The sequence below is a fragment of the Rouxiella sp. WC2420 genome, from assembly GCF_041200025.1.
In the GTDB taxonomy this organism is placed as follows: domain Bacteria; phylum Pseudomonadota; class Gammaproteobacteria; order Enterobacterales; family Enterobacteriaceae; genus Rouxiella.
This window is the reverse complement of record NZ_CP165628.1, coordinates 1,435,098-1,461,052: the sequence shown is the minus strand read 5'-3', so window position 1 is coordinate 1,461,052 and position 25,955 is coordinate 1,435,098. Positions and strand designations below refer to the sequence as shown.

Sequence of the window (25,955 nt, the reverse complement as noted above, 5' to 3'; positions counted from 1 at the left end):
CCAACATTCGGCTTCTAAAGCTGAAAGGAGCAGATATGAATAATAAACCTACCCCGGTAGTCATTGGCGTTGACGTCGGTTCGGGGAGCGTTAGGGCAGGCGTGTTTGACACCTCAGGGACAATGCTGGCCCGCGCTACGCAGCCAATAACCCTCTATAAAGGTCCTGAACATTACGTCGAGCAATCAAGTAGCGAAATATGGGATGCAGTTTGTCAAACCGTCAGGCAGGCGTTGGCCGCGTCAAAGGTTTCCCCGGAGCGCGTTGCCGGTATCGGCTTTGATGCCACATGCTCTCTAGTCGTGGTCGGCGACGGCGGTGTGCCCCTTGCTGTCGGGCCGTCAGAAGACCCGCAGAGAAACGTTATCGTCTGGATGGATCATCGCGCTACTGCGCAGGCCGAAATGATCAATGCTACCGGGCATCCCGTTCTTCAGTATGTCGGCGGGAAAATATCGCCGGAAATGGAGACTCCCAAGCTGCTCTGGCTCAAGGAGAACCTGCCGGACGTTTACCATAACGCGTGGCAGTTCTTTGACCTGGCCGATTTCCTGACCTGGAAGGCAACCGGAGACCTCGCTCGGTCGGTGTGCACCGTTACCTGTAAGTGGACTTATCTGGCCCACGAGAAACGATGGGACCCCGACTACTTTCGGCGTATTGGGCTGGAAGAGCTGGCGGATGAGGACTTCCGCCGTATCGGTATCAACATCGTTGAACCAGGCGTGCCCTGCGGACAGGGACTCACGGCAGAGGCGGCGGATCGGATGGGGCTGCCTTCGGGTACGCCTGTGGGCACCGGTATAATTGATGCACACGCCGGTGGTATTGGTACTCTGGGCGTCGGTGGCGGTGCGGTCCGTAATCTGGCCTACGTTTTTGGCACTTCATCCTGCACCATGACCAGCACGCAGGAGCCAGCATTCATTCCCGGTGTCTGGGGGCCTTATTACTCGGCAATGGTTCCTGCCTTGTGGCTGAACGAAGGCGGACAAAGCGCCGCCGGCGCTGCTATTGCTCAACTTGTGTCCTTACATCCCGCCGCGCCCGAGGCCACTATCAAAGCTACAGAAGCGGGCGTCTCGCTGCCTACCTATCTCGCCGATCTGGCCCGGAAAAAAGGGTTGTCAGCCGCTGATGCGGTTCAGTTAACGCGTAATATACACGTAGTGCCTGAATTTTTGGGAAACCGCTCACCGCAAGCGGATCCTCACGCACGGGCGGTGATTGTGGGGCTAGGGATGGAAAGTGATATCGATAGCCTGATCTGCTTGTACATCGCTGGCCTCTGCGGCATTGGCTACGGGCTACGGCAGATAATTGACGCGCAGGCCCGTATGGGAGTAACCGTTGATAACGTGGTACTCAGCGGAGGGGCAGGACGGCACCCGCTGGTACGCCAACTGATAGCCGACGCCTGCGGGTATCCGGTAATAACAACAAAAGCCGAAGAGCCAGTCATGCTGGGAGCAGCCATCCTTGGCGCAGTAGCAGGTGGACTCTCACCGTCAGTCAGTCATGCAATGGAACAATTTTGTGTTCTTGACGGTCAGTATTTACCTGAGGCTAGCGTGAGCGAACTGCATACCCTTCGCTATCAGGCCTTTGTTCGCCTGCAGAATGAAGCGAGGCTTATCCGCGAAACACTGCAGTAACTTTGGAATAGGCCCTGGGAAGGGCCTATTTGCGGAGTTGTGGTGCTAATTACGACGGGTTATTTTAAAGCACCCGAGAGGAACTGCTGCAACCGCGCACTCTTCGGACTACCAAACACATCGGCCGGATTGCCCTGCTCTTCGATTACCCCCTGATGGAGGAAAATCACGTGATTGGAAACGTGGCGAGCAAACTCCATCTCGTGGGTAACCACCACCATGGTTTTTCCCTCCTCCGCCAGCTTTTGCATAATGCGCAAAACTTCGCCCACCAGCTCCGGATCCAGCGCCGAGGTTGGTTCGTCAAATAAAAGCACTTCCGGTTCCATCGCCAACGCCCGCGCAATCGAGACACGCTGTTGCTGACCGCCGGAAAGGTTGACCGGATATTTGCCACGCGCTCGCTCGTCGATACCCACCTTATCAAGATAACGAATAGCGCGATCTTTGGCTTCCGCCTTGCTCAGTCCCAGCACCTGAATGGGGGCTTCCATGACATTTTCCAGAACCGTCATGTGACTCCACAGGTTGAAGTGTTGAAACACCATCGTCAGCTTGGTGCGCAGCAGCTGTAACTGTTTTTTGTCGAATACTTTCAGCTGGCCGTCGGTATCACGCACCATGCGAATATCGACATTGTTTACGCTGATTGAACCTTCACTCGGTTTTTCCAGGAAGTTGATACAGCGTAAAAAGGTACTTTTCCCCGATCCAGAAGATCCAATAATGCTGATAACGTCACCCGCGTTTGCAGACATCGAAACGCCTTTCAGCACCTCGTGCTCGCCATAACGTTTATGCAGATCGATTACGGCTAATTTATTTTCTGACATGATTTTTCCCGCACAGGTTTAACGTTTTCGCTGTGAATACATTCATTTTTAGTGAGAAGACTGAGGCCTGACGTGCGCCAACCAGCGCTTTTCCGCCATACGGAACAAGTTAATCAACACAAACGATACGCAAAGGTAGATAACCGCCGCGATGCCAAAGGCATAAAAAGGCTGGTAGGTCGCTGAGTTAATATCGCGAGCAATCTTGAGCACGTCCGGCACGGTGGCAGTGAACGCCAGCGCGGTGGAGTGCAGCATCAGAATCACCTCGTTGCTGTATGCCGGTAAAGCAGTACGCAGCGCAGAAGGGAGAATAATGCAGGTGTAGAGCTTGAAGCGCGAAAAACCATAGGCATGAGCTGCTTCAATTTCACCGTGCGGAACGGCGCGAATAGCCCCGGCGAAAATCTCGGTGGTATAGGCACAGGTGTTCAGCGTCAACGACAAAATGGTGCAGTTAAGGCCGCTGCGGAAGAAAGCGTTGAGGAAGTCTGTCCCACGCACAATCTCCAGGCTGTACATTCCCGAGTAAAATACCAGCAGTTGCACATACAGCGGAGTGCCGCGAAAAATATAGGTAAACAGCCAGATTGGCGAGCTTATCCAGCGATTGCTTGAAACGCGACCCACGGCAAGCAGCACCGCCAGCAGTCCGCCCATCACCACAGAACTGATTAACAGCCATAGGGTAATCGCCAGGCCGGTAAATCGGTAGCCGTCGCTGTACAGCAGCGACATACCGTATTGATGCAAGATATCAATCATAGCTCGGCCCTCTTCACACCCAGCGAATAGCGGCGGTTGAGCCACAGCAGCACGCCATTGGATAACGTGGTAAATATCAAATAAATCACACCCGCCACGATGGCGAAATAAAACGGTTGATAAGTGCCCTTACCCGCCAGCTGCGTGGCTTTAACCACATCATTCAGGCCAAGCAGTGAAACCAGCGCCGTCGCCTTGAGAATAACTTGCCAGTTGTTGGCAATCCCCGGCAGAGCAAAACGCATCATGGCCGGAAACAGAATACGACGGAATATTTGTGAACCACTGAAGCCAAAAGCGATAGCCGCTTCAATTTGCCCGCGCGGCACAGCCATAAAGGCTCCGCGGAAGGTTTCGGTGAAATAGGCACCATAAATGAAACCGAGGGTGATAATACCGGCGCTAAGCGGGTCAATATCAATCTGGTCCATGCCCACGGCTTCTGTCAAACTGTTCAAAGCTATCTGCAAGCCATAGAAAATCAACAGCATTAATACCAGATCGGGAACACCGCGAATCAAGGTGGTATAAGCACCGAAAATGCTGGAAATGACACGATTTTTTGACAACTTGCCGCCAGCACCAATCAAACCGATGATGAGGGCCAGCAGCACTGAAGAAAGTGCCAGTTCTAGCGTGACCAACGTGCCCTGGATTATTACGTGGGAATACCCATATAACATGAAAATATCCTGCCTTAGACGGAAATCAGACTGCGTTTCGCAGGTTTTAAAATTCTTTTTTAGTAGCGGCTTGCCGCAATGTGCAAACCGCTGATTCGGAAACGACTACTGTTTTCCTACTGTCTTCAGTTAATGCCTAGCCGCCGTAAACGTCGAAATCGAAATATTTCTTCGCCAGCTTGTCGTAGGTGCCATCTTTACGCATGGAATCAAACGCTTTGTTCAAGGCAGACTTCAGGTCATCTTCGTTTTTGCGCAGACCCATACCGGTACCCACGCCAAAGAATTTGTCGTCTTTCACGGAAGGACCGGCAAAGGCGTAACCTTTACCCGCAGCCTGTTTCAGGAAGCCTTCGCTACCCGCAACTTCGTCCTGGAATGCTGCATCAAGGCGGCCAGAAGCCAAGTCAGCGTAAATCAAATCCTGATTCTGGTAAGCCACCACGTTGATGCCTTTTGGCTGCCAGTTGGCGTTGGCGTAGGCTTCTTGAGTAGACCCCTGCAGCACGCCGACATTTTTACCTTTCAGACCGTCAAGCGTTGGCAGAACTTTAGAACCGGCAGGAGCAATCAAACGAGCGTTTGCGGCGTAGAGTTTCTCGGTAAAATCAATTTCCTGCTCACGTTTTTCGGTGATGGACAGTGAAGAGATGATGGCGTCGATTTTTTTCGCTTTCAAAGAGGGGATTAATGCATCGAAATCGCTTTCAACGAAAGTACATTTGATATGCGCACGTTTACACATTTCATTTGCCAGGTCGATATCGAAGCCGACCAGCTTACCGCTGGAATCTTTAGACTCAAAAGGAGCGTAGGTAGGATCTGTGCCGATGTTAATTGCTTTTGGCACCGCAGCAAAAGCGCTGCTTGCGCTGGCCAATACTAATACCAGAGGCAGAACCTTGAACAACTTTTTCATACATTACCCTCAGCCATTAATCGTGTGTGTGGTGGTTTGTTGTGTCTGGTTGCCGTAACAACCGTTTTATTGTTTTAGTTACCGGTCTATGTCGGTAACATTTTTTACTGCTTTCACTGCTTTAATCACAATTTTCAGACTGCTGGCAGGCGAATTATGACTGCCACCAAAAATATGCATTAATTATGCAATAGTTATGCAGCAATCGTGCCGACTTTGCAAAACAGTCTCTTTAGTGAACAAGGAGGCTGAAATTACATCCAGATTAGTCTGCAAAATCGCCGCATGAAGACGCGTTGCCAGAAGATTGAAACAGAAATGCACCAAAATAAAACATAAAGAGTTCAATTTTGGTGCATCGTTATCATTCTGTGCAAAATTAGGGCAGAAAGGGTTGCAAAAACTTAATGGCTGCCCTGCCAGCGAACAAACAGGTCTTCGGGAAGTTCAATATCAAACTGGTCGATGACTCGATTAACGGTCTGATCAACGATATCTTCCACGCTGGTAGGGCGATGATAAAACGCGGGCACTGGCGGCATGATGATGGCACCGAGTTCGGCAGCTGAAGTCATCAGGCGCAAATGGCCAAGATGCAAAGGCGTTTCACGCACGCACAGCACCAGACGGCGGCTTTCTTTAAGCACGACGTCGGCGGCGCGGGTCAAAAGCCCGTCGGTATAGCTGTTGACGATGCCTGAAAGCGTTTTAATCGAGCACGGTAATATTGCCATACCTGCGGTCTTGAAAGAGCCTGAGGATATGTTGGCGGCGATATCTCGCGAATCGTGAACCACGTCCGCCAGAGCCTGGACATCGCGTAAACTTAAATCGGTCTCGAGGGCCAGAGTCTGCCGTGCCGCGTTACTCATCACCAGATGGGTTTCGACGTCGGGGACTTCGCGCAGAACCTGTAACAGGCGCACGCCATAGATTGCGCCACTGGCGCCGGAGATGCCGACTATGAGTCGTTTCATGAATACTGCCTCGGGGAGAACGAACTAAAACATTAGCACGTATGAATCGTCTGATGACTTTGCCGGATTGAAAAGCGAATGGCAAGTCACAGCGAAAAGCGGCAGAAATATCAGAAGAGTACCGCCTGCCCCGCCCCGCATAGCAGGTCAAGACAGGCGGTAAGAAGGTCAATTAACCTTCGTTATGCATTTCGAGGTTTTCCGCTTCCTGCTGGCCGCGCAATGCCTGAGCATCGTCGTTACGCAGAGCGTCGAGGTATTCAAGGTAGTTCTGGTCAACGTCTTTGGTGACATAGATACCGTCGAAAACAGAGCATTCAAACTGCTCGATATCCGGGTTCTCTTCTCTCACCGCGTCAATCAGGTCGCTCAAATCCTGGAAGATCAGCGCGTCTGCACCAATCATCTGATTGATTTCGCTCACTTCACGACCGTGGGCGATCAACTCGTTGGCGGTTGGCATGTCGATACCGTAAACGTTCGGGAAGCGCACTTCCGGCGCAGCCGAAGCCAGGTAAACATTTTTTGCGCCTGCATCACGGGCCATCTCGACGATCTGCTGCGAGGTAGTGCCGCGTACAATGGAGTCATCAATCAGCAGCACGTTTTTATCACGGAACTCGGCGCGGTTGGCGTTGAGCTTGCGGCGAACCGACTTAACGCGCTCCTGCTGGCCCGGCATGATAAAGGTACGGCCAACGTAGCGGTTTTTCACAAAACCCTGACGGTATGGCTTGTTCAGGATACGGGCGATTTCCAGGGCGATGTCGTTAGACGTCTCCGGAATTGGGATCACCGCATCAATTTCCAGATCTTCCCATTCGCGAGCAATTTTTGCGCCCAGTTTCTGGCCCATACGGCGGCGCGCGCTGTAAACCGAAATCTTGTCGATGAAAGAATCAGGACGAGCGAAGTAGACATACTCGAACAGGCATGGATTGTACTGAGGATTCTCGGCACACATGCGCGTAAACAGTTGGCCCTTCTCGGTGACATAAACGGCCTCACCCGGCGCTACGTCACGCAGGAACTCGAAGCCCAGCGTATCCAAAGCTACACTCTCGGACGCCACCATATATTCACAACGACCGTCTTCCAGGTCGCGCTTGCCGATCACCAGCGGGCGAATGCCGTGTGGGTCGCGGAAAGCCAGCATACCGTGGCCGATGATCATTGCCACGCAGGCATAAGCACCGCGAATTTTAGTGTTCATCGCCGCTACAGCAGCAAAAATGTTGTCAGCTTCCAGCGGATAATGCTGGAAACGGTCCAACTCGCTGGCAAGAATGTTCAGCAAAATTTCAGAGTCAGAAGTCGTGTTGACGTGGCGACGTGCGCCTTCAAACAGCGTGCTTCTTAATTCGTGTGCATTCGTCAGGTTACCGTTGTGGGCAAGCGTAATGCCGAACGGAGAGTTGACGTAAAAAGGTTGAGCCTCTGAAGCGCTGGAACTGCCAGCCGTAGGGTAACGAACGTGACCAAGGCCCATGTTGCCCTGCAAACGTTGCATATGCCGTGCTTCGAATACATCCTTCACCAGGCCATTCGCCTTACGCAGGCGGAAGTTGTTGTTGCCATCAATGGTGACGATGCCTGCGGCATCCTGCCCACGGTGTTGTAACACCGTTAACGCGTCATAAATCGACTGGTTTACCGGCATGAAACCGGCGATACCGACAATACCGCACATGTTGTCTTTTCCTCATCAGCGCTGCCAAAGTTAAATATGCTTTGGCAAGAAACTCGACGTGCTCTGCAGGTAGTCAAAGAACCACCTGATGATATAACTAAACTGCGGGATCAACTGTGACTGCTTCCAGTCTTCACTCTGCGAAAAGCTGGTAAAGGTGTCGAGAAAGAACAGCCCTGCGGAAACGATTAACACGCCGCGCAGTGCGCCAAAACAGACGCCTAATACCCGGTCGGTACCTGATAGCCCGGTACGCTCGACCAATGAACTGATCACATAGTTGACAATGGCACCTACGATCAACGTCGCGATGAACAAGATACCGATTGCGATCCCGTTTCGGACGACTTCATCTCCGAAACGTGTGAAATAGACGGCGAGGTAAGGATAATAGTGGCTGGCAACAAAGAAAGCGCAACCCCAGGTTACCAATGATAAGGCTTCGCGAACAAAACCCCGAATCAGGCTAACTAAAGCAGAAAACCCGATAACCGCAATAATGACGTAATCAATCCAGACCATCACTTTATCTGTCTCTCATCCAGGATAAGACCCTCTATCTTTCTCGCAAAAGCGACAATGATTTTGGGAACAACTCGCCCGGCATCCATTTCGCGGCGAATTCTAACAGAAAAAGAAAACGTTTGCGTAGGGGAAATCTGCCGGTCAGCCAAATTAATCACAACGGTGAAAAAAACATCAATCACCGCAAAAAGATAACAAAACTTGCGAAAACTTTATTAAATAATAAAGGCACATAACGCTTACTGTATCCCACCTTAAATCGCGTGAGATACCTGTTACTGCCTATGCCCCGGCCACGCAGATAACTCGCAGACCAGGGCATAGAGGGTGAAGCATTAACTGAATGAAAGCCGTTTAGTGCGCAGCGTAGGAACGCACGACTCCGCTTAATCCGCTGACGCTTTTCAGCTGCGGCAATGAAGCCTCAAGATTTTGCTTATTTGCCTCAGGACCGACAAACACTCGAGTTATCTGTCCTTGTACCGGCGAGGACGGAACCGTGTAGGCGCGATAACCCGAAAGACGCAGTTTAGCGACGATTTCATTCACCTTGTCTGCGTTTTTCAACGCTCCCAGCTGAACAACATAAGACTGACCAACCGGCGCTTTTTCCGGCGTTTGCGGTTTGGTTTCAGTCCTGGTTGTTTCTACTGGCTTAGGTTCTGCTTTTTTCGGCTCGGCTTTTTTCGGTTCGACCGGTTTCGACTGCGCCGTTCTGCTCTGCTGTTGCTGGCGAGACTCGGTCATTGTCGGCGGCGTCAGCGTTTTTGGCTGACTGACCATTTTGGGCTGAGAGGTCGATTTTGGCGGCAGTGTGGTCTGTGGCGCGCTGCCCCCCTGATCATCTTCACCCTGTGCCTGAGCCGCGGCGTGTGCTGCCTCGGCGGCTCCGGCATTGACCGCTTCGCCCGCGCCTTCCGGCGGCTGGGCTGGCAACGACTGGGTCACTGGACCGGCACTGCCCTGCACTTCTGTATCACCCGCTTTTGGCACCAGAGGAATAGAGGCAAACTCATCCTCATAGTGCTTCTTTTTTCCATCAAGCAGCCCGGGAAGAATAATCACTCCCAACGCGACCAGAATTACGGTGCCAACCAGACGATTTTGAAACTTACTTGCCACTGGTATTCCCCGTATCCAACGCAGCCATCACATGCGCTACGGTATGAAATGATCCACAGACTATAACAATATCCTGACTTTCAGCATCCTGCATCGCCTGTTTCCATGCGCTCACCACGTCAGTGAACGAAAACGCACCGGGAAGATGCTCTGTCAACGCAGCAACGCCGGCACCGCGCGGGCCTTCCAGCGGCGCACAGTACCAGACATCAACCTGCGGCTTAAGGCAGTCCAACGTCCCGGCTATGTCTTTATCCAACAACATGCCGATAACTGCACGTACTTTTCCACCCTGCCTTGGCAAATCAGAAAGTTTACCGGCCAGATAACCGGCAGCGTGCGGATTATGCGCTACGTCGAGGATCAGGCGCGGCGCTTCGCTGACCAGCTGGAAACGGCCTGGCAGAGAAGCCTGTTGCAAGCCGTGGCGAATTGCATCAATGGAAACGTTTAGCTCGCAATAATGTAGCGCGGCCAGCGCAGTTGCGGCATTAGCCAGCGGCACGTTAGGCAGCGGCAGGTCCTCCAATGCAACGCCGTCGGCGTCACAGCGCCAGCTCCAACTATTTTGCTCCACCTGATAGTGCCAGTCATGGCCCACGCGATGAAGCTCAGCGCCTTTCTCGCGCGCAACCTCTGCAATAGTGGCTGGCATATCAAGCTCACCAACCACCGCTGGTCGCTGACCACGGAACACACCGGCTTTTTCGCGACCAATACTTTCGCGATCCGGGCCCAGCCAGTCAGTATGGTCTAGCGCAATACTGGTAACGACGGCGACGTTGGCATCAACAATGTTGGTCGCATCTAAACGACCGCCCAGTCCGACTTCCAGAATTACCACATCCAGCGCCGCCTGTTTGAACAGCTGTAGCGCCGACAGAGTGCCGTATTCAAAATAGGTTAATGACACCTCGCCGCGTCCCGCCTCAAGCAGGGCGAAAGACTGGCAATGTTCGGCTTCGGTAAGCTCCTGGCCCTGAATGCGCACGCGCTCGGTGTAACGCACCAGATGCGGCGAGCTGTAAACACCGACGCGATAACCGGCTGCCATCAGCACGGCTTCAAGCGTGCGGCAAGTAGTGCCTTTGCCGTTGGTTCCTGCCACGGTGAAAACCTGAGGCGCGGGGGTTAACAGATCCATGCGGGTGGCGACCGTTTTAACGCGATCGAGACCCAGTTCAATGGCCTGAGAATGGAGATTTTCGAGATAACAAAGCCACGTGACCAAAGGCGACGTGGCTTGAGGAATAAGAGTGTTTTGCATAAGTCCCGCCTAACTTAATCTGTTCAGATTCATAACGATTCTGAAGGACATGCATTACCGGACTTTACGACAGGCAATGCCCCTTTGTCAGTACTTTGCGCACGACGCTGGATAACAGCCCATACAACTTACACCCGCCGTACTTTTACTTGTTACATCCCGGGTATAACAAAGGCGGCAAAGAGATTTGCCGCCTTATTTAAACCGCAAAGGCTAGGTTTCCAGCCAGTTATGCACCCTGATCGTTGTCAGATTTTACATCAGCAGCGGCAACTACCGGCGCTTCAACAACTTTAGGCTCAGGACGGCCGGTCAGTTTGGCCAATACGCTGCCCAGCTTGTTACGCAAATCGGCACGGCGAACAATCATATCAATCGCGCCTTTCTCGATCAGGAACTCACTACGCTGGAAGCCAGGCGGCAGTTTTTCACGCACGGTCTGCTCGATAACGCGAGGACCGGCAAAACCGATCAACGCTTTAGGCTCAGCCACGTTGATATCACCAAGCATTGCCAGACTCGCAGAAACGCCACCCATGGTTGGGTCAGTCAGCACAGAGATGTACGGCAAACCGCGCTCTTGCAGTTTCGCCAAAGCAGCACTGGTTTTTGCCATTTGCATCAATGACATCAACGCTTCTTGCATACGCGCGCCGCCACTGGCCGAGAAACACACCAACGGGCAGTTGTCTTCAATGGCCTGCTCGACAGCGCGGACGAAACGAGCACCCACAACCGATGCCATTGAACCGCCCATGAAAGCAAATTCAAACGCAGCTACAACGATTGGCATACCGTACAGCGTGCCCTTCATCACCACCATCGCGTCTTTTTCATCTGTCTCTTTTTGAGCTGCAAGCAGACGATCTTTATATTTTTTGGAGTCTTTAAACTTGAGAATGTCTTTTGGCTCAAGTTCACTACCCAATTCGACCTCGCTCCCTTCATCCATAAAGGTGAACAGACGCATGCGCGCTGACATGCGCATGTGGTGATCACACTTAGGACAAACCATCAGATTGCGCTCTAATTCAGCGCGGTATAACACCTGACCACAGCTATCGCATTTGGTCCAGACACCCTCTGGAATGCTTGCCTTACGGGTTTGCGAGATGTTGCTTTTATTAAGAATTCGTTCAATCCAGCTCATCGATGACCTTTCTGTTTGAACCTGGCAAATGCCAGTTCGCTGTTCATGCTGTAACAAGTCCCCTGCTTTAAAACATATAACCACCCCAGATTCCCCGGAGATTCTATGCAGCAGACGCCACAATAAAATATCCGCCAGAGAGGGTTGTTTGCAGGAACAGACCACAAATGTCGCTCATTAAACCATAACAGTCGAAGACTGTAGATAAAAAACTGGTCTTACCCTTTGGTTTAATGCCTTTAATTTTAATAATTCGCCCTGATTACAAGGATTCCCCTGCCTGTCAGTTTGGTCGCTCTCCAGCTTTGCCAGCGGTTTTACGGTGACGGATCACCTCAATAATTGCTGGCAAAACAGAGACAACGATAATTGCGACAATCACGAATTTCAAATTGTTCTGCACAAATGGCACGTTGCCAAAAAGGTAGCCAGCGTAAGTCAATAACAGCACCCAAAATAGCGCGCCGATCACGTTATAGGTAGCAAACTGTCGATAAGACATACGCCCCATGCCGGCAACAAACGGTGCAAAAGTACGAACAATTGGGACAAAGCGCGCAAGAATAATGGTTTTGCCGCCGTGTTTCTCGTAAAACTTGTGCGTTTGTTCTAAATAACTCCTGCGAAAAATCTTAGAGTTTGGATTTGCGAACAGTTTTGCACCAAACAAACGCCCGACTGTGTAGTTAACCGCATCACCCGCTACCGCAGCAACCACCATCAAGAATGCCATCAAATGAACATCCAGACTGTTGGAAGGCAGTGCTGCCAGCGCACCGGCAACAAACAGCAAAGAATCACCCGGCAGGAACGGCGTAACCACCAATCCGGTTTCGCAAAATAGTATCAAGAACAAAATGGCATAAACCCAGACGCCATAATTAGCGACCAGTTCGGTGAGATGCACATCAATATGCAGGATAAAATCAACGATATAATGGATGAATTCCATGGTGTTACCTCAAATGTCCTTTAATCGGCAAGAAACAGCGGGCCCAGAGTTACTTTAGGTAAAGCAAACTTCTCTGGATAATCAACGCCAACAAGATATAAACCTTCCGCCTTTGCGGTAGCAGCGGCAAGATTACGATTTTTTACCGCCAACAGTTCTGCCATCCAGCTTTCTGGCTGGTTACCAGCGCCAACTTCAACCAGACTGCCAACAATATTTCGCACCATATGGTGAACAAAGGCATTGGCCTTGATATCAACCACCACATAATGTCCAAAACGACTCACGTTCAGATGGATCATAAAACGCCAGGGCGTTCTCGACTGACATTGAACGGCGCGAAATGAAGTAAAGTCATTTTCGCCCAGCAAACATTGCCCTGCGCGCTGCATTTTTTCAACATCCAAAGGCATATGGACGTGAGTTATTCCATGACTGAGGATGCCGGGGCGGTAGCGGTGATTGTAAATTACATAGCGATAACGACGCGCCGTGGCGGTAAAACGCGCGTGAAAATCGTCGGCAACGTGACTGACCCAGCGCACCGCAATGTCTTTTGGCAGATGCGTATTCACGCCCATAGTCCACGCAGCATCTTTACGAACAACCGGCGTGTCGAAATGTACAACTTGCCCGGTGGCACTCACGCCCGCGTCGGTTCGACCCGCACACTGCACGGTGATAGGCGTATCGGCCACGCGGCTTAGTGCTTTTTCCAGACATTCTTGAACGCTGCTTACATTTTGCTGACGCTGCCAACCATAATATTGACTGCCGTCATACTCGATTCCCAAAGCAATGCGCTCGGCAATTACTGGCGGGCGCTGCTCGGAGAGTTCCTGCTCAGACATTAGTACCAATACTCCTGGATCAGTTTTTCAGCCGTTTCAACGGCCATCAGCGCGCCACCAAAACGCACGTTATCGGCCACCGACCAGAACTGAATCAGCTCGGGAATACCGTAATCGTTGCGGATACAACCGATGCTCAATGAGGCATTACCGGAAGCATCACTGACCTGAGTCGGGAAATCGTCTTCCTCGCTGACATTGATATCGTCGGCCTGTTCCAGCTCGGTGCGGGCTTCTTCGGCAGACAGTGGACGCAGGCCTTCAAGGTGGACAACCTGCGCATGGCCGTAAAATACCGGCGACTGTACGCAACTGACGGAGATTGGCAAACCGTCGTCCTGTACCACTTTACGCACCTGATCCACAAGGCGCCGCTCTTCAAGCACGCTGCCTTCGCTGTCGTTAAGCAGCGGTAGCAGATTAAAGGCCAGCTGTTTGCTGAAAATACCTTCTTCGGCCGGAATGCCGTTGAGCAGGCGCGCACTTTGCCCGGCCAGATCGTCAACTGCCGCTTTCCCCAGCGCGGATACCGACAACAGAGAGGTAACGTGCAAACGCGACAACCCGGCCAGCTCAGTCAGCGGTTTGATGGCGGTGAGCAGCTGGCTGGTCAGGCTGTCGGCTACGGCAACAATATTGCGGTTTCGATAATGTGCGAGCACGTCAGGATTCACCCCCGGCACCACCAGCGGAATATCGTTTTCCATGGCGAACAGACCGCTGCTGTCGATCACCAGACAACCTTGATTAGCCGCTTCTTCGGCATATTTCTCCGAGGCTTCTTTACCGGCAACAAAGAACGCCAGCTGCACTTGAGACCAGTCGAAATCGGCCACATCGCGAACCAGAATGCTTTTGCCGTTGTAACGAATAGTTTGTCCGGCGGTGCGCTCACTCGCCAGCGGGAAAAGCTCACCAACCGGGAACTGACGTTCAGACAGCAGCTCCAGCAGCGCGTCACCTACAGCACCAGTGGCGCCAAGCAGCGCAATATTCCAGCCATCAGACATGTTGGTATTCTCCAGAAATTTCAGACTACAGACTAAAAGGGGCGGGGATTAACCCGCCCTCAAATTTTATACGACAGTATAACGAACAATAATTATGAGAAACTTAGGCTACGTCGCTATTAAAGCCGAGTTTTTTCAGCAGGTCTGCCGTGCCCTGATTATCACAGTGCACCAGCAGCGAAGACCACTCGCGGCGCTCTTCATAAAACTTGCGCAGGCGGTCAAACTCACCGCTTTTACCCGCCACTCTTCTCAGCGGCGCATCATCGCGGCGCACATCATACACTAAGTGCGCCAGTCGAAGCAGTTTCGCTTCGGTCAACTCACCGGCCAGAGAAACCTCGGCAAACTCTGGCGCAGGAAGCAGGCTGGCCAAAGGCACTTGCTGCGGCTGGCCGATAAACTGGCTGTAGGCTTCGAACACCTGCGTGGTGCCGCGCGCCTTGCCTTCAAGGCTGTAACCGGCAATGTGTGCAGTGCCGATAGCCACCTTGTCCAGCAGCGCCAGATTGAGATCCGGCTCCGGCTCCCACACGTCGAGCACGGCGGTAAGTTTCTTCTCGCCGTTAAGCGCGTTCAGCAACGCTGCGTTATCTACAACCTCGCCACGGCAAGCGTTGATTAGGATTGCGCCCGGCTTTAAAGCTTCGAGCATCGCCGCATCAACCAGATGAAGAGTTTTATCCGGGCCAGACGGGTTCAACGGGGTGTGGAAAGTCAGAATATCGGCTTCAGCCACTATCTTATCAATTGAGCAGAAGGTTTCGCTGGTATCACGGGCCGCGCGTGGAGGATCGCACAGCAGCGTGCGGATACCCAGAGCAGTCAGGCGAGCATTAAGACGAGAGCCAACATTACCCACGCCGACAATACCAATGGTTTTATCGCGCAGAGAGAAACCGTCGCGCTGGGCCAAAATCAATAGCGAAGAGAAGACGTATTCCACCACGGCAATAGCATTACAGCCAGGCGCTGCAGAGAAACCAATACCGGCCTGTTGCAGCCAGCCATCATCAACGTGATCGGTGCCAGCCGTTGCGGTACCGACAAACTTGACCGGCGTATCGCTGAGCAAACTTTCATTAACCTTTGTAACCGAGCGCACCATCAGCGCATCTGCAGATGCCAGTGCTTCTTTAGGGATCGGACGACCGGGAACGGCCTGAACTTCACCCAATCGGCTGAACAGCTCGACCGCATAAGGCATATTTTCATCAACCAGGATTTTCACGCTTGTCTCCGCTTGCCATGCTAAAAATAGAAAAATATCGGCGGCCATTTTGCCATAGCTCGCGGGCTAGTTATACCCAATAGCTGCTCAGCGATTTACAAAGGCTTTGGTGAATCAAACTATTCTTTATTCCCTTATTGTTCAGTGCGAAAACGCTGCGGCGTAGTACCAGCAATTTGCACAAACATGGCAATAAACGCGGATGACGAGCTGTAGCCGACATCCAGCGCGACCTCGCCGACGCTTTTACCCTGCTCAAGCAGTGAAATCGCGTGAAGAAAACGCAATCTTTGCCGCCATTCGCTGAACGCCATGCCCAGTTGTTGCTGACAGCGGCGCGATAAAGTGCGTTCAGAGGTATAAACCTGCTTCGCCCATTCGGCCAACGACTGATTATTCGCCGGGTCCTTTTCCAGCGCCGACAATACCGGGGCCAGCAATTTGTCCTGCGATCCTGGCAGATAGGTACTCAGGCGCGGGCAAATAGCGATTTGATCCAGCAATACCTGGCACAAACGCATGTCGGCCGCGGTTTGGGGCACCGACAAATTGCGCGAGAAACAGTCTTCGGCAATGGCATTAAAGACTGGCGTAAGATTCAGCAGGCAGGCAGTTTTCGGCAAATCTTTATCAAAACTGTTCGCAATATCAATGGCGTAAAAGCGAGTGGTTTTACGATTGTAGCTCGAGTGTTCCGTACCGGCGGGCAGCCAAAAAGCGAATTCTGGCGGTGCCAGATAACGCTGGCCCGACACCTCCATCGTCAACACGCCTGATTTTACGCAGATAATCTGGCTCCAAGGGTGCGAATGAGTAGCATACTCAGTATTGGCGCTGACGGTTTCACCCCGAAAGAGCAGGGTTTCAGGTATCAGTGTCGAAAGTGGAAAAGTATTGGGTGTTGTGCGTCCGCGCCGTAAAGAGGTCATATTTTTTCCGGTAATTCTGCCTTTCCACAATGCCTAATTAAACAATGCAGCAGGTTGGCTGATTAATGCGTAAAGATGTCGGATTATCGGTATATATAACAAATCAGACAGCACTACACTAGCCGGACAATTTATTCTGGATGGAACTCATGAATCTCCTTTTCCCTCTCTTCGCGGTGTTGATCTGGTCATTAAATGCCGTGGTCAGTAAGGCCGCGGCCGGTGCTATTGATCCCGCCGCCATTTCTTTTTATCGCTGGCTGCTGGCGCTGGTCACCCTGACGCCGTTTATTTTGCCGGGCGTTTGGCGTAATCGGGTCGAAATCAAGAAATATTGGTGGAAGTTTATGATCCTCGGACTGCTGGGCATGGTGCTTTACCAAAGCTTGGCTTACTACGCAGCCCACAGCGTCAGCGCGCTGTTTATGGGGATCATCGCCTCTTTAATTCCGCTGCTTACCGTGTTGATAAGCCTGGTGGTCCTTTCCGTGGTGCCGACTGTCGGCATTGCCTTAGGTAGTTTGATTTCCTTGGGTGGACTGATTTGGCTGGTCAGTTCCGGCCATCCGGGGCTGCTGTTGCAACAAGGCATTGGCACCGGGGAAGTGATGATGTTTGCCGCTTCGTCGTCCTATGCTCTCTACGGTGTGCTGACCAAGCGCTGGGCGATTCCGGTTCCAAACTGGCAATCGCTTTATATCCAGATTATTTTTGGCGTTGTGATGCTAGTGCCTAATTTCCTGATGGCCAGTAATGTAGAATTAACTGCGCACAACATCCCTCTGGTGCTGTTTGCCGGGATACCGGCATCGATCATCGCGCCATTTTTGTGGATCAAAGGCGTTCAGCATCTCGGCGCGAACCTGGCCACTATTTTTATGAACCTGACGCCGATTTTCACCGCTATCGTCGCAGTGATTTTCCTGCATGAGCAACTGCAAAATTACCACCTGATAGGCGGCGGAATTACCCTGTTTGGCGTGGTTCTGGCGCAGAGGCTACGCACACCACTGTATGGACGCCGCCGACCTGCCACTCTGGTCGAGAATAAGCAGGAAAATTAACGGAAAGAATCTCTGCTATAGAGGCAATCACGGTGTCGATTACCGGGTTTTATCTGTATGATGTCGGCCTTGTGCGTTTGACGCCGTGATTAACACTCCTATCTGCCCGCCAATTTCATCGGTGGGAGATAAAACCTCTTAGCAAGGACTGGTAATATGCAACCTTTGAGTGGCCGCTCACCCGATGACAACAATCGGGAACAGACTGATGGCCAAACAGTCCCTGCCGGAGCAGGTGAAAATCACCCTCTTACTCCTGCTCAGCGCACCACTCTGGAAAAGCTGATTGTTAAACTCATGGTATTGACTGCCATGAAATCCGCTGAGATTTGGGCCAACTTGCGGCACGATCTTGCCTTACCTCACGATGCAGAAATCAGCGCCAGCCAATATAGTCAGGCTGAAACTTTACTGTTGGCCAAACTACATCAGGCTCAGAACAGCCATGCGACGCGCCAATTGATGCAACAGCTGACCGAGCTTTTGCCGCAGGGTAACAATCGGCAGGCGGTAAGCGATTTTATTCGTCAAAACTTTGGCCACACCGTGCTTAGCCAACTGAGCCACGAGCAGCTTGAGAAAGTGTTGTTGCTGATTCAGTCGCGTGAAATGACTATCCCTCAGCCACAGCAAACTGCCGTGATGGACCGACCTTTGCTGCCCGCCGAACACAATAGCCTGCAACAGTCAGTGACCAAACTCAGCGCGGCAACCGGTGAAGCGCCGACAAAAATCTGGCACGACCTGTTTGTTATGGTCGGCGTTAAAGTGGGAGACCCCATTCCAGCGAAACATTTCCAGCTGCTAACGCAGTTTGCGCAGGTGAGAATTACCATCAGCCAGCAAACTACGCCCACGCTCGCCTCATTGCTGGGCGTGCTAAAACAGCCTGCGAGCGAGCTGGAACTGCACCGCCTGAAAGATTATGTTGCCACTAATTTCCATGCAACGCCGGACACTCCACTGTTACCGGGGCAAGTCAACACTCTGATCAGCGTACTCTTCAACCAGCGCGTTGACCGCCCCACTCGCAATTATCGCGTCGAAGAAAAATCGACCCGAATCTCGCGCAGTGAATCTCGCGGCAACCCGTTTGTGGCAATGCTACCTGCTGCAATGCAGCCAAAAAGCGGCGTGTGGATCACCGTTATCCTGCTCGTTCTTCTGGCTCTCGTGTTGTGGTTAGTGGTTTAAGTCTTTACTCGCAGCCGCAGTCCTGTGAATGCCAAGCGGCCGGATAAACCCCGGCCTCATCGCCTTTAGCCAATGGATGCCCATCGCGTATCCAGAAATCCAATCCGCCAATCAGCTCCTTGACCCGGAATCCCAATCTGGCCAACTTATACGCGCCCTGCGTTGAGCCGTTGCAGCCGATTCCGTCACAATAAGTGACATAGACCTTGTCACGATCCAGCGCGGCAGTGCTCGCTTCATCCATCAAGCGATGGGGAAAACTCACGGCACCCGGAATGTGTCCAGCCTGATACAGCGACTCTGCACGGGTATCGATGACCACAATCTCGCTAACCTGCAAGCGAAGATCCTCGGCCACGTCCCAGGCATCGGTATAAAAACTCAATTTTGCGTGCAGGTACTGCTCGCTAACGTTTGGCGACGGCGGTGGAAAAGCCAGAACTCTTGACTGTGGCTGCATCGGTTTCTCCTAATCGATTGTAATTCAATGCTGTTGTAAGCCCTGTTGATTAAATTATTCAAGGCTTCGCGTATTTATTCTCAACCTGAACAGATCAATTTCTGCGGTGGAGATGCATATCTTGCCGCTTTTTGGTCTTATAATTGATACCAATTTAATTAAAACTATAAGACCCATTTTGAGCGAAAAAAATTTGGTTGCGGCTAAAAAACAATACGGTGCGCTTATTCAGCTGTTTGAACAGTCTGAAGCACCGTTGTTTTCACTGCGCGACAGACTCTGCGCTGCGCTTAGGCTAGCTATTGGACAAGGTGCGCTGGCACCACTGCAACGCCTGCCCTCTTCACGCCTGTTGGCGGCCGACCTTGGCATCTCGCGCATCACCGTTGAGGCGGCTTATGGCCAAATTGAGGCCGAGGGTTATATCACTCGCCATGTGGGTAAAGGAACATTTGTCAGTGTCGGTGCAGCCATAGCGGCAATGCCCAAAGTCTCGAGCAAAGCAAAAACGCTTAATAACCACGCTCGCTACAGCGAGGCTAATCCGCCGGTGGTGCTATCCGCGCGAGGTGCCGCTATTATTGCCACCGGAGGATGCAAAGAGCCGCTTACTCCGCTGCCGTTTGCTGCAGGTTCTCCCGATCTACGCGTTTTCCCGCTCAAACTTTGGCGCCAACTGACCAACAAAAGCTTAAGGCTTAAGGGCGAAAAGCTGCTCGGCTACGGCGATCCACAGGGGTATCTTCCACTGCGCGAGGCTATCGCCGGATATTTGCAGCAGTCACGTGGAGTTGCCTGCCATGCGGCGCAAATCGTCGTCACCACCAGCTCGCAGCAATCTTTACAGCTGCTTGCCACGCTGCTGATTGATAATGGCGACCCATTGTGGCTTGAGGAGCCGGGTTATCTCGGGGCGCGAAACGCGTTTACCAGCGCCGGAGCCACCATTCACGCCGTGCCGGTTGACCCGCAAGGAATGAACCTTGATGCCAACCTGCCCATTCCGCGACTGATTTATCTGACTCCCTCGCACCAATATCCGACCGGTGTCAGCATGAGCTTGTCGCGACGTATTGCCATGCTTGAGTACGCCAGATTCAATCAAAGCTGGATCATTGAAGATGACTACGACAGCGAATTACATTACGACGGCCGCCCGCTGCCTGCCATGCAAGGGCTTGATCACCACCAGCGAGTCATTTACGTCGGCACCTTTTCCAAGGTGTTGTTTCCTTCTTTACGACTGGCATATATGGTGCTGCCACCAAGCCTGGTTGAACCCATAATTCAGCTGCGCACAGTATATGACGGGCATTCTGCCCAGCTAATGCAGGCAGTCACCGCCGAGTTTATCCAGCAAGGACATTTCGCCGCTCACCTGCGCTATATGCGACAGCTTTATCAACGCCGCCGCGATCATCTGCTTGAACAAATAAACGACAAGCTGGGTAGCTGGGTTGATCCTCTGCCAACAGCGGGGGGCTTGCAGTTGGCGGTGAAGTTGCCCAGCGGGCAAGAGGCCGAATTAACCCGGCAGGCGCATCGATTTGGAGTAATCACTCCGCCGCTGTCACCGCTTTACCTGTCGGCTCAAGATATTACCGACACACCACGCGACGGTTGGTTGCTCGGATTTTCGGCCCTGACTCCGCCAGAAATCACAGCCGCCGTTGACCGTTTGGCATTGATGCAACAGCATTTAGGCCATGATAAATAATCATCTTTTCAAGATTCGTTAAAGCAGCTTTAGCAACACCCAGCCTGTCCCACCGCTAAAAATTAAAAACGGGAACGAGTAGTAGTGAAAGGTCAGCCAGATCCCCTTATCCCCAGACATGCGCAGTGCGATGAGATTAGCCAGTGAGCCGATTGCCAATCCAAAGCCTCCGGCATTAACGGCATAGGCCAACAGCGTATTGGCCGGAACATAGTTAACCAACAAAATAGTGGCTGGAACGTTGCTAATTACCTGAGAAAGCCCCAATCCCAGCAGGTAATGCCCGTATTCCGGCAGACCTGCGATACTGGCAAAAGCCTGCTGCAACGGCCCAAGACTGACAATCAGCCGAACATCCACAAACATGGCGATAAAAACCAGGATTAGCGGCCAGTCAATGCGCAGTAATACCTGTCGTGAAAGTAATAGAAAACCAATAAACACTGCCGCCAAACCATACATCGCCAGTCCAAAATCAACGCAGACAATAAACAGCAAGTAGAGCACCACGCAGGCAACCAGCAGCCGTTTACTAAAGCCGCTACTTTGCTGCTGCTCCTTTTTTTGCAGCGTCAAAGATGGAAAGCTTATCCAGGTGACGACTAACAACGCCAACATGGTGACCAACGCCAGCGGTGTCATCTGTGCAATAAAATGGATAAACGATTGCCCCGAACGATTCCACAGCAGAATATTTTGCGGATTGCCCACGGGTGTCAGCAAAGAACCTGCGTTAACCGCCAACGCCTCAAAAATGATCAGTCGATTCACAGGTAAAGCCGTGAGTTTCTTCAGCGTAATGGTGAGCGGGACCACAATAAACAGCGCCACATCGTTGGTCATAAAAGTCGAAAGCACTGCTGCCGCCGTGACCAGAAACAGTGCCAGCCAGCGCTCATTGTCGAGCGCGTTAATCATCTTGCGGCCGACAAAATCAAAATAACCACTAATTTCAACGCCCTTGGTCAGCATCAATAGACCTAACAGGGTAACGATAGTGTTCCAATCCACGAAATCGACAAACTGAGTCACCTTGCCGGGCTGAAACAGGCTCAGCCCAATACAAAGCAGCAAAAGAATATGTAAAAATCGGTCATGCAAAAAAGGACGAAACAGCACACCCAGCGTTTTAGTCATAAGAAAAATACCGCAAATTCAAGGACCGATAAATGATTTGCCGACGTTACCCTACAGCCATGCTTTTCGCCAGAGCAGGCGCTCAACTCTCCGCGATATCTCGCAGAAAAGAGAAAAAAAGGCGCAACCATTGCGCCTTTTCAGCGCAGTTTTTACGACTGCCCTGCCGAGGTTATCGTCTGTGATTTAGTTGCTCTGGCCTGCAAAAGCCAGCGCAACTGGTCCACGGTCAAAAACAGCAATAAACTCACGCCCATTACCGGCAGGCTGAAAGCCAGCGCCACTACCAAGGCCAGAAAAAGCCAGCGCAGTAACATTGGCAACGCACGCCAGGTTTGAACAAGCGTGGTTGAAGGGCTGCGCGAAGCGGGCATTTTTGGCCGGCGTTGCCACCACAGCACGTATCCCCAGGCAATTAGCGCGCAGGTACCGAGCCCAAAGAAGACTAAAGCGACCTGATTCCATACGCCAAACAGCACGCCCATGTGGGCGTCAACGCCCCAACGCGTCAGCTTGGCAAGCAAGGGAAATTTAGCGAAATAAACGTGATCGACAATGCTGAAACTGTGCGGATCCACCGACACTGCATCTACCTGCGTTGGCCAGCTGCGATCAATTTCACTGACGGTCCATGCCTTATCTGGGCGATAAGCAGGGCGAATCTCGATTTTGGTCGCGTCAATACCAGCCTGACGCGCCGCAGCAACGACACCATCAAAAGTTACGGAGTTAACGTCCACCGAGGTCGCGGAGTGTTTGTTTAGCGGCATATCGCTGCTCATTTCGGGCATGTCCGGCATCGCCATTTTCATCGCGCCCATTCCCATCATGGAAGACCCACGATGTTCGGCATGCTCGTCGACCGGCTGCGCGGGTTTTTCCTGGCTTAGCTGCGTGTTGACCGAGGGGGTAAGCCAGCCCATTTCGGTGCGCAAAACGCCAATATTATTCCCTGCCCACTGCGACCAGGTTAGGCCAGTGGCAGAGAAAAACAGCAGCCCGCCCAGTAAAATCAGCCCCAGCGAGGTATGCCATAAACGCCCGCGTCGCAGGCGCGCGCCCTGCTTAGTCACTTTGCGCACCGGCTTGTTGGCAGAGGGAGTCAAGGCCCACAGCAATATACCGCCAAGCGTAGCAATCCACAGCCATGAGGCAGCTAACTCACTGTAATTTCGACCTATATCGCCAAGCAATAAGCCCCGATGCAAGTCATCCAGCCAGGTTCGAAACGGCAAAACACCGCTGGTGCCGTACACCACCAGACTGCCCTTCACGTCGAGTGTCACCGGATCGACAAAAATTGCCCGGCTTTTTGAAGCCCCTAATCCCGGCTCGGCAAACTGCACTCGGGTGGTTTCACCCTTGGTGGGAGCCGGGCGGATGGCGTAGATCTCCGCCTTTTCCCCGACCACGGCTCTGGCCGAATCTATCTGTCGAGAAAGGGGCTGTGCATCGCCAATAGATGAGGTAAACAGCTGATCGGCATAAATTTTATTCTCAATCTGCGGCGTTGTGACATACAGCACGCCAGTTAATGCAGCAATAAAGATAAAAGGTCCAACGAATAAACCAATGTAAAAATGGATGCGCTTGAGTAAAGCCAATGCCGCGGCTTTGCTGGCGGGTTCACCACGGGAATACTCGCGGCTTGCAGAATAACTCATAGAAAAAGTCCTGAACTTATCAGCATAAAAATCAATAGCTTCGCGGTCGGACGAATTAAATCTCGCCGACAGCAGCTTATGTTGTAGAAAGCAGATTTTTTATGACTTCAGTGTGGATTACGCTTTGAAAGGTAAAACCACTGAGGCAAGGACAGGCGGTGCGCGAGGCTGAGAATCTTTAAAGATTAGCGCCGAGGCTGGGCAGGCAATGGCCCGCGGTGGCGAAGGTCGAACAACAATGGCCCGCGACCACAGCATTGGCAGCATCAGCATCGCCAGCAGCGGCAGGTGCATCAACAGCACACAGTAGCCACAGGCGGCGTCCATCATGTCGCTGGCTGACATGGTTGCAGGCGAGGATGAGTCCGCAGTTGTCGATTTATCATGCCTAACGTGATCAGACTCAGCCAAGGCTGACATATTCATTGATGACATATCGTCAGTCGATAGCATATTTATCGATGATGTATTTATTGATGGCGACCCCATCTCAGACATATCCATACCGGCCATCATCGGCATTGGCACGCCCTGCGCCACCAGCGTTTTCGACACAATCGGCGCAACAAATAGCATCAGGATCGCGAAAATGCCCAACCAGGCAGGAAAGCGAAGACGTGAATGAGCTATCTGATTAAGTGAAGCCGTCATGTTTGAAATCATTAAACGATTGGGATGCTGGACGCGTGAGATTGTATATGAAATGTTGATGAATTGCAGAGGAAAAAGGGATGGATATTATACACTTCAGGCTACAGCGATTTACGGATAAAACAAAGCCCGCAGCGAGGCGGGCTTGGAGAAGTTTTAACTTACGTTATGTCAGCGATGACAATTAACGGTCGTTAGGCATCTTACGCATCACCAGAGTAGCGTTGGTGCCACCAAAACCGAAGCTGTTTGACATGACAGTAGTCAGCTCACGCTTGGTTGGTTCGGTAATAATGTTTGCGCCAACAACGTCTTCATCGAGGTTTTCGATGTTAATGCTCGGAGCAATAAAGTTGTTTTCAGCCATCAGCAGCGTGTAAATCGCTTCCTGAACGCCTGCGGCACCCAGTGAGTGACCGGTCATGGCTTTGGTAGAAGAGATGGCCGGAGTATTTTCACCGAAGACTTCGCGAACTGCACCGATCTCTTTCTTGTCGCCGATTGGCGTAGAAGTACCGTGTACGTTCAGGTAGTCGATTGGGGTGTCAACGCCCTGCATCGCCATCTTCATGCAACGTACCGCGCCTTCACCAGAAGGAGCGACCATGTCAGCGCCGTCTGAGGTGGCACCATAGCCGATGATTTCAGCGTAGATGTGCGCGCCGCGAGCCAATGCATGCTCCAGCTCTTCAACGACAACCATACCGCCGCCGCCTGCGATAACGAAACCGTCACGCTCGGTGTCATAGGTACGGGAAGCTTTTGAAGGATTGTCATTGTACTTGCGTGACATCGCGCCCATGGCGTCGAATTCGCAAGCCATTTCCCACGAAAGCTCTTCACCGCCGCCAGCAAAGACTACGTCCTGCTTGCCGAGCTGAATCATTTCGTAAGCGTTTCCAATGCAGTGTGCAGAAGTTGCGCAAGCGGAGCTGATGGAGTAGTTAACGCCACGGATTTTGAACGGAGTCGCCAGACAGGCAGACACGCCAGAAGCCATCGCTTTAGTTACCATAAACGGACCAACACCTTTCAGGCCGGTCGCGCGCATCGCGTCAGAACCAGCAACCTGATTGCGTGGAGAACCGCCGCCAGAACCGGCGATCAGGCCGGTACGATCGTTAGAGACCATTTCAGGAGTCAGACCTGAGTCTGCAATTGCCTGTTCCATCGCAAGGTAAGCGTAAATAGAAGCATCACTCATGAAACGCACAATTTTGCGATCGATAAGACCGGCTGTGTCCAGTTTCACATTACCCCAGACGTTGCATTTCATCCCGGCATCTTCAAATTCTTTAGAAAAAGTTATGCCTGAGCGCCCTGTTTGCAGAGACTCAAGAACTTCTTCTTTGGTGTTACCGATGCTCGAGATAATGCCCAGGCCAGTAATCACAGCACGTTTCATTTAATACCTCTTTTACTATTAACTATTCGGGATTTCGTAAAGCACTTTAGCGTACAGTTGTACGCCGAACAAGTCCGATCAGCAATTCGTTGTGTAAAGAATTG

24 protein-coding genes are annotated in these 25,955 nt (G+C 52.0%); 4 read left to right on the top strand and 20 right to left on the bottom strand.

The annotated features are described in order from the left end of the window. The first annotated feature begins 35 nt into the window (after positions 1-35). Positions 36-1,655: an FGGY-family carbohydrate kinase gene (locus AB3G37_RS06885; protein ID WP_369790120.1), complete on the top strand. Its 1,620-nt coding sequence runs from the start codon at positions 36-38 to the stop codon at positions 1,653-1,655. Between the two features lie 59 nt (positions 1,656-1,714). Here AB3G37_RS06885 and hisP read toward each other — a convergent pair whose 3' ends face one another. The 15 genes from hisP to AB3G37_RS06810 all read right to left on the bottom strand — a co-directional run bounded on the left by hisP (position 1,715) and on the right by AB3G37_RS06810 (position 16,559). After that, a complete protein-coding gene (hisP, locus tag AB3G37_RS06880) occupies positions 1,715-2,488 on the bottom strand; it encodes a histidine ABC transporter ATP-binding protein HisP (RefSeq protein ID WP_009636438.1) in 774 nt (257 codons plus the stop codon). Between the two features lie 48 nt (positions 2,489-2,536). Beyond that, complete coding sequence (locus tag AB3G37_RS06875) at positions 2,537-3,253, bottom strand: ABC transporter permease (protein ID WP_009636437.1); 717 nt, start codon at positions 3,251-3,253, stop codon at positions 2,537-2,539. Then, positions 3,250-3,936, bottom strand: a complete 687-nt coding sequence (gene hisQ / locus AB3G37_RS06870) for a histidine ABC transporter permease HisQ (RefSeq protein ID WP_009636436.1) — start codon at positions 3,934-3,936, stop codon at positions 3,250-3,252. The genes AB3G37_RS06875 and hisQ overlap by 4 nt, the downstream gene beginning before the upstream one ends. 136 nt (positions 3,937-4,072) lie before the next feature. After that, complete coding sequence (locus AB3G37_RS06865; protein ID WP_009636435.1) at positions 4,073-4,855, bottom strand: lysine/arginine/ornithine ABC transporter substrate-binding protein; 783 nt, start codon at positions 4,853-4,855, stop codon at positions 4,073-4,075. 404 nt (positions 4,856-5,259) lie between these two features. After that, a complete protein-coding gene (locus tag AB3G37_RS06860) occupies positions 5,260-5,832 on the bottom strand; it encodes a UbiX family flavin prenyltransferase (protein ID WP_009636434.1) in 573 nt (190 codons plus the stop codon). 172 nt (positions 5,833-6,004) lie between these two features. Then, complete coding sequence (gene purF / locus AB3G37_RS06855; RefSeq protein ID WP_009636433.1) at positions 6,005-7,522, bottom strand: amidophosphoribosyltransferase; 1,518 nt, start codon at positions 7,520-7,522, stop codon at positions 6,005-6,007. Positions 7,523-7,552: 30 nt separating this feature from the next. Then, positions 7,553-8,044, bottom strand: a complete 492-nt coding sequence (gene cvpA, locus AB3G37_RS06850; RefSeq protein WP_009636432.1) for a colicin V production protein — start codon at positions 8,042-8,044, stop codon at positions 7,553-7,555. Between the two features lie 357 nt (positions 8,045-8,401). Next, positions 8,402-9,169: a cell division protein DedD gene (gene dedD, locus AB3G37_RS06845; RefSeq protein ID WP_369790119.1), complete on the bottom strand. Its 768-nt coding sequence runs from the start codon at positions 9,167-9,169 to the stop codon at positions 8,402-8,404. Continuing rightward, positions 9,159-10,436: a bifunctional tetrahydrofolate synthase/dihydrofolate synthase gene (gene folC, locus AB3G37_RS06840; protein ID WP_369790118.1), complete on the bottom strand. Its 1,278-nt coding sequence runs from the start codon at positions 10,434-10,436 to the stop codon at positions 9,159-9,161. Before folC ends, dedD begins: the two co-directional genes overlap by 11 nt. Positions 10,437-10,665: 229 nt before the next feature. Beyond that, positions 10,666-11,586 (bottom strand): acetyl-CoA carboxylase, carboxyltransferase subunit beta, encoded by a 921-nt coding sequence (accD, locus tag AB3G37_RS06835; protein WP_369790117.1) that lies wholly within the window; start codon positions 11,584-11,586, stop codon positions 10,666-10,668. Between the two features lie 283 nt (positions 11,587-11,869). Next, complete coding sequence (locus AB3G37_RS06830) at positions 11,870-12,538, bottom strand: DedA family protein (RefSeq protein WP_009636427.1); 669 nt, start codon at positions 12,536-12,538, stop codon at positions 11,870-11,872. Positions 12,539-12,558: 20 nt separating this feature from the next. After that, positions 12,559-13,389 carry a tRNA pseudouridine(38-40) synthase TruA gene (gene truA, locus AB3G37_RS06825; protein ID WP_369790116.1) on the bottom strand — a complete coding sequence of 277 codons (831 nt, stop codon included), beginning with the start codon at positions 13,387-13,389 and terminating at the stop codon, positions 12,559-12,561. Continuing rightward, positions 13,389-14,399, bottom strand: coding sequence for an aspartate-semialdehyde dehydrogenase (locus AB3G37_RS06820; protein ID WP_369790115.1), 1,011 nt, complete (start codon positions 14,397-14,399; stop codon positions 13,389-13,391). Before AB3G37_RS06820 ends, truA begins: the two co-directional genes overlap by 1 nt. A 103-nt stretch (positions 14,400-14,502) precedes the next feature. Beyond that, on the bottom strand, positions 14,503-15,630 hold the full coding sequence (gene pdxB, locus AB3G37_RS06815; protein WP_369790114.1) for a 4-phosphoerythronate dehydrogenase PdxB: 1,128 nt from the start codon (positions 15,628-15,630) through the stop codon (positions 14,503-14,505). A gap of 134 nt (positions 15,631-15,764) precedes the next feature. Then, positions 15,765-16,559, bottom strand: a complete 795-nt coding sequence (locus AB3G37_RS06810) for a helix-turn-helix domain-containing protein (RefSeq protein ID WP_009636422.1) — start codon at positions 16,557-16,559, stop codon at positions 15,765-15,767. Positions 16,560-16,708: 149 nt separating this feature from the next. On the opposite strand from AB3G37_RS06810, the gene AB3G37_RS06805 reads away from it, so the two are divergent. Further along, complete coding sequence (locus AB3G37_RS06805) at positions 16,709-17,623, top strand: DMT family transporter (RefSeq protein WP_009636421.1); 915 nt, start codon at positions 16,709-16,711, stop codon at positions 17,621-17,623. Positions 17,624-17,779: 156 nt separating this feature from the next. Then, complete coding sequence (gene flk / locus AB3G37_RS06800; RefSeq protein WP_369790113.1) at positions 17,780-18,817, top strand: flagella biosynthesis regulator Flk; 1,038 nt, start codon at positions 17,780-17,782, stop codon at positions 18,815-18,817. Between the two features lie 4 nt (positions 18,818-18,821). Here flk and AB3G37_RS06795 read toward each other — a convergent pair whose 3' ends face one another. After that, on the bottom strand, positions 18,822-19,277 hold the full coding sequence (locus AB3G37_RS06795; RefSeq protein ID WP_369790112.1) for a rhodanese-like domain-containing protein: 456 nt from the start codon (positions 19,275-19,277) through the stop codon (positions 18,822-18,824). Positions 19,278-19,389: 112 nt separating this feature from the next. Between AB3G37_RS06795 and AB3G37_RS06790 the strand changes: the two genes are divergently transcribed. After that, positions 19,390-20,994, top strand: a complete 1,605-nt coding sequence (locus tag AB3G37_RS06790; protein WP_369790111.1) for a PLP-dependent aminotransferase family protein — start codon at positions 19,390-19,392, stop codon at positions 20,992-20,994. An 18-nt stretch (positions 20,995-21,012) separates the two neighbouring features. Here AB3G37_RS06790 and AB3G37_RS06785 read toward each other — a convergent pair whose 3' ends face one another. From AB3G37_RS06785 to fabB, 4 genes are all read right to left on the bottom strand, one after another. After that, the gene (locus AB3G37_RS06785; RefSeq protein ID WP_369790110.1) at positions 21,013-22,131 is read right to left on the bottom strand and encodes an SLC13 family permease; all 1,119 of its coding nucleotides are present in this window, start codon (positions 22,129-22,131) and stop codon (positions 21,013-21,015) included. 152 nt (positions 22,132-22,283) lie between these two features. Next, entirely contained in the window at positions 22,284-23,795 is a 1,512-nt protein-coding gene (locus AB3G37_RS06780) for a PepSY-associated TM helix domain-containing protein (protein WP_369790109.1), read from the bottom strand. Positions 23,796-23,912: 117 nt separating this feature from the next. Further along, on the bottom strand, positions 23,913-24,446 hold the full coding sequence (locus tag AB3G37_RS06775; protein ID WP_369790108.1) for a DUF2946 domain-containing protein: 534 nt from the start codon (positions 24,444-24,446) through the stop codon (positions 23,913-23,915). 184 nt (positions 24,447-24,630) lie between these two features. Then, on the bottom strand, positions 24,631-25,851 hold the full coding sequence (gene fabB, locus AB3G37_RS06770; protein ID WP_009636414.1) for a beta-ketoacyl-ACP synthase I: 1,221 nt from the start codon (positions 25,849-25,851) through the stop codon (positions 24,631-24,633). Positions 25,852-25,955: the final 104 nt, after the last annotated feature.

What these genes read in the sequence shown, in the direction of transcription:
- AB3G37_RS06885 (WP_369790120.1), top strand. Translation starts at nt 36, where the DNA reads ATGAATAATAAACCTACCCCGGTAGTCATTGGCGTTGACGTCGGTTCG.
- hisP (WP_009636438.1), bottom strand. Translation starts at nt 2,488, where the DNA reads ATGTCAGAAAATAAATTAGCCGTAATCGATCTGCATAAACGTTATGGC.
- AB3G37_RS06875 (WP_009636437.1), bottom strand. Translation starts at nt 3,253, where the DNA reads ATGATTGATATCTTGCATCAATACGGTATGTCGCTGCTGTACAGCGAC.
- hisQ (WP_009636436.1), bottom strand. Translation starts at nt 3,936, where the DNA reads ATGTTATATGGGTATTCCCACGTAATAATCCAGGGCACGTTGGTCACG.
- AB3G37_RS06865 (WP_009636435.1), bottom strand. Translation starts at nt 4,855, where the DNA reads ATGAAAAAGTTGTTCAAGGTTCTGCCTCTGGTATTAGTATTGGCCAGC.
- AB3G37_RS06860 (WP_009636434.1), bottom strand. Translation starts at nt 5,832, where the DNA reads ATGAAACGACTCATAGTCGGCATCTCCGGCGCCAGTGGCGCAATCTAT.
- purF (WP_009636433.1), bottom strand. Translation starts at nt 7,522, where the DNA reads ATGTGCGGTATTGTCGGTATCGCCGGTTTCATGCCGGTAAACCAGTCG.
- cvpA (WP_009636432.1), bottom strand. Translation starts at nt 8,044, where the DNA reads ATGGTCTGGATTGATTACGTCATTATTGCGGTTATCGGGTTTTCTGCT.
- folC (WP_369790118.1), bottom strand. Translation starts at nt 10,436, where the DNA reads ATGCAAAACACTCTTATTCCTCAAGCCACGTCGCCTTTGGTCACGTGG.
- accD (WP_369790117.1), bottom strand. Translation starts at nt 11,586, where the DNA reads ATGAGCTGGATTGAACGAATTCTTAATAAAAGCAACATCTCGCAAACC.
- AB3G37_RS06830 (WP_009636427.1), bottom strand. Translation starts at nt 12,538, where the DNA reads ATGGAATTCATCCATTATATCGTTGATTTTATCCTGCATATTGATGTG.
- truA (WP_369790116.1), bottom strand. Translation starts at nt 13,389, where the DNA reads ATGTCTGAGCAGGAACTCTCCGAGCAGCGCCCGCCAGTAATTGCCGAG.
- AB3G37_RS06820 (WP_369790115.1), bottom strand. Translation starts at nt 14,399, where the DNA reads ATGTCTGATGGCTGGAATATTGCGCTGCTTGGCGCCACTGGTGCTGTA.
- AB3G37_RS06810 (WP_009636422.1), bottom strand. Translation starts at nt 16,559, where the DNA reads ATGACCTCTTTACGGCGCGGACGCACAACACCCAATACTTTTCCACTT.
- AB3G37_RS06805 (WP_009636421.1), top strand. Translation starts at nt 16,709, where the DNA reads ATGAATCTCCTTTTCCCTCTCTTCGCGGTGTTGATCTGGTCATTAAAT.
- flk (WP_369790113.1), top strand. Translation starts at nt 17,780, where the DNA reads ATGCAACCTTTGAGTGGCCGCTCACCCGATGACAACAATCGGGAACAG.
- AB3G37_RS06795 (WP_369790112.1), bottom strand. Translation starts at nt 19,277, where the DNA reads ATGCAGCCACAGTCAAGAGTTCTGGCTTTTCCACCGCCGTCGCCAAAC.
- AB3G37_RS06790 (WP_369790111.1), top strand. Translation starts at nt 19,390, where the DNA reads ATGCATATCTTGCCGCTTTTTGGTCTTATAATTGATACCAATTTAATT.
- AB3G37_RS06785 (WP_369790110.1), bottom strand. Translation starts at nt 22,131, where the DNA reads ATGACTAAAACGCTGGGTGTGCTGTTTCGTCCTTTTTTGCATGACCGA.
- AB3G37_RS06780 (WP_369790109.1), bottom strand. Translation starts at nt 23,795, where the DNA reads ATGAGTTATTCTGCAAGCCGCGAGTATTCCCGTGGTGAACCCGCCAGC.
- AB3G37_RS06775 (WP_369790108.1), bottom strand. Translation starts at nt 24,446, where the DNA reads ATGACGGCTTCACTTAATCAGATAGCTCATTCACGTCTTCGCTTTCCT.
- fabB (WP_009636414.1), bottom strand. Translation starts at nt 25,851, where the DNA reads ATGAAACGTGCTGTGATTACTGGCCTGGGCATTATCTCGAGCATCGGT.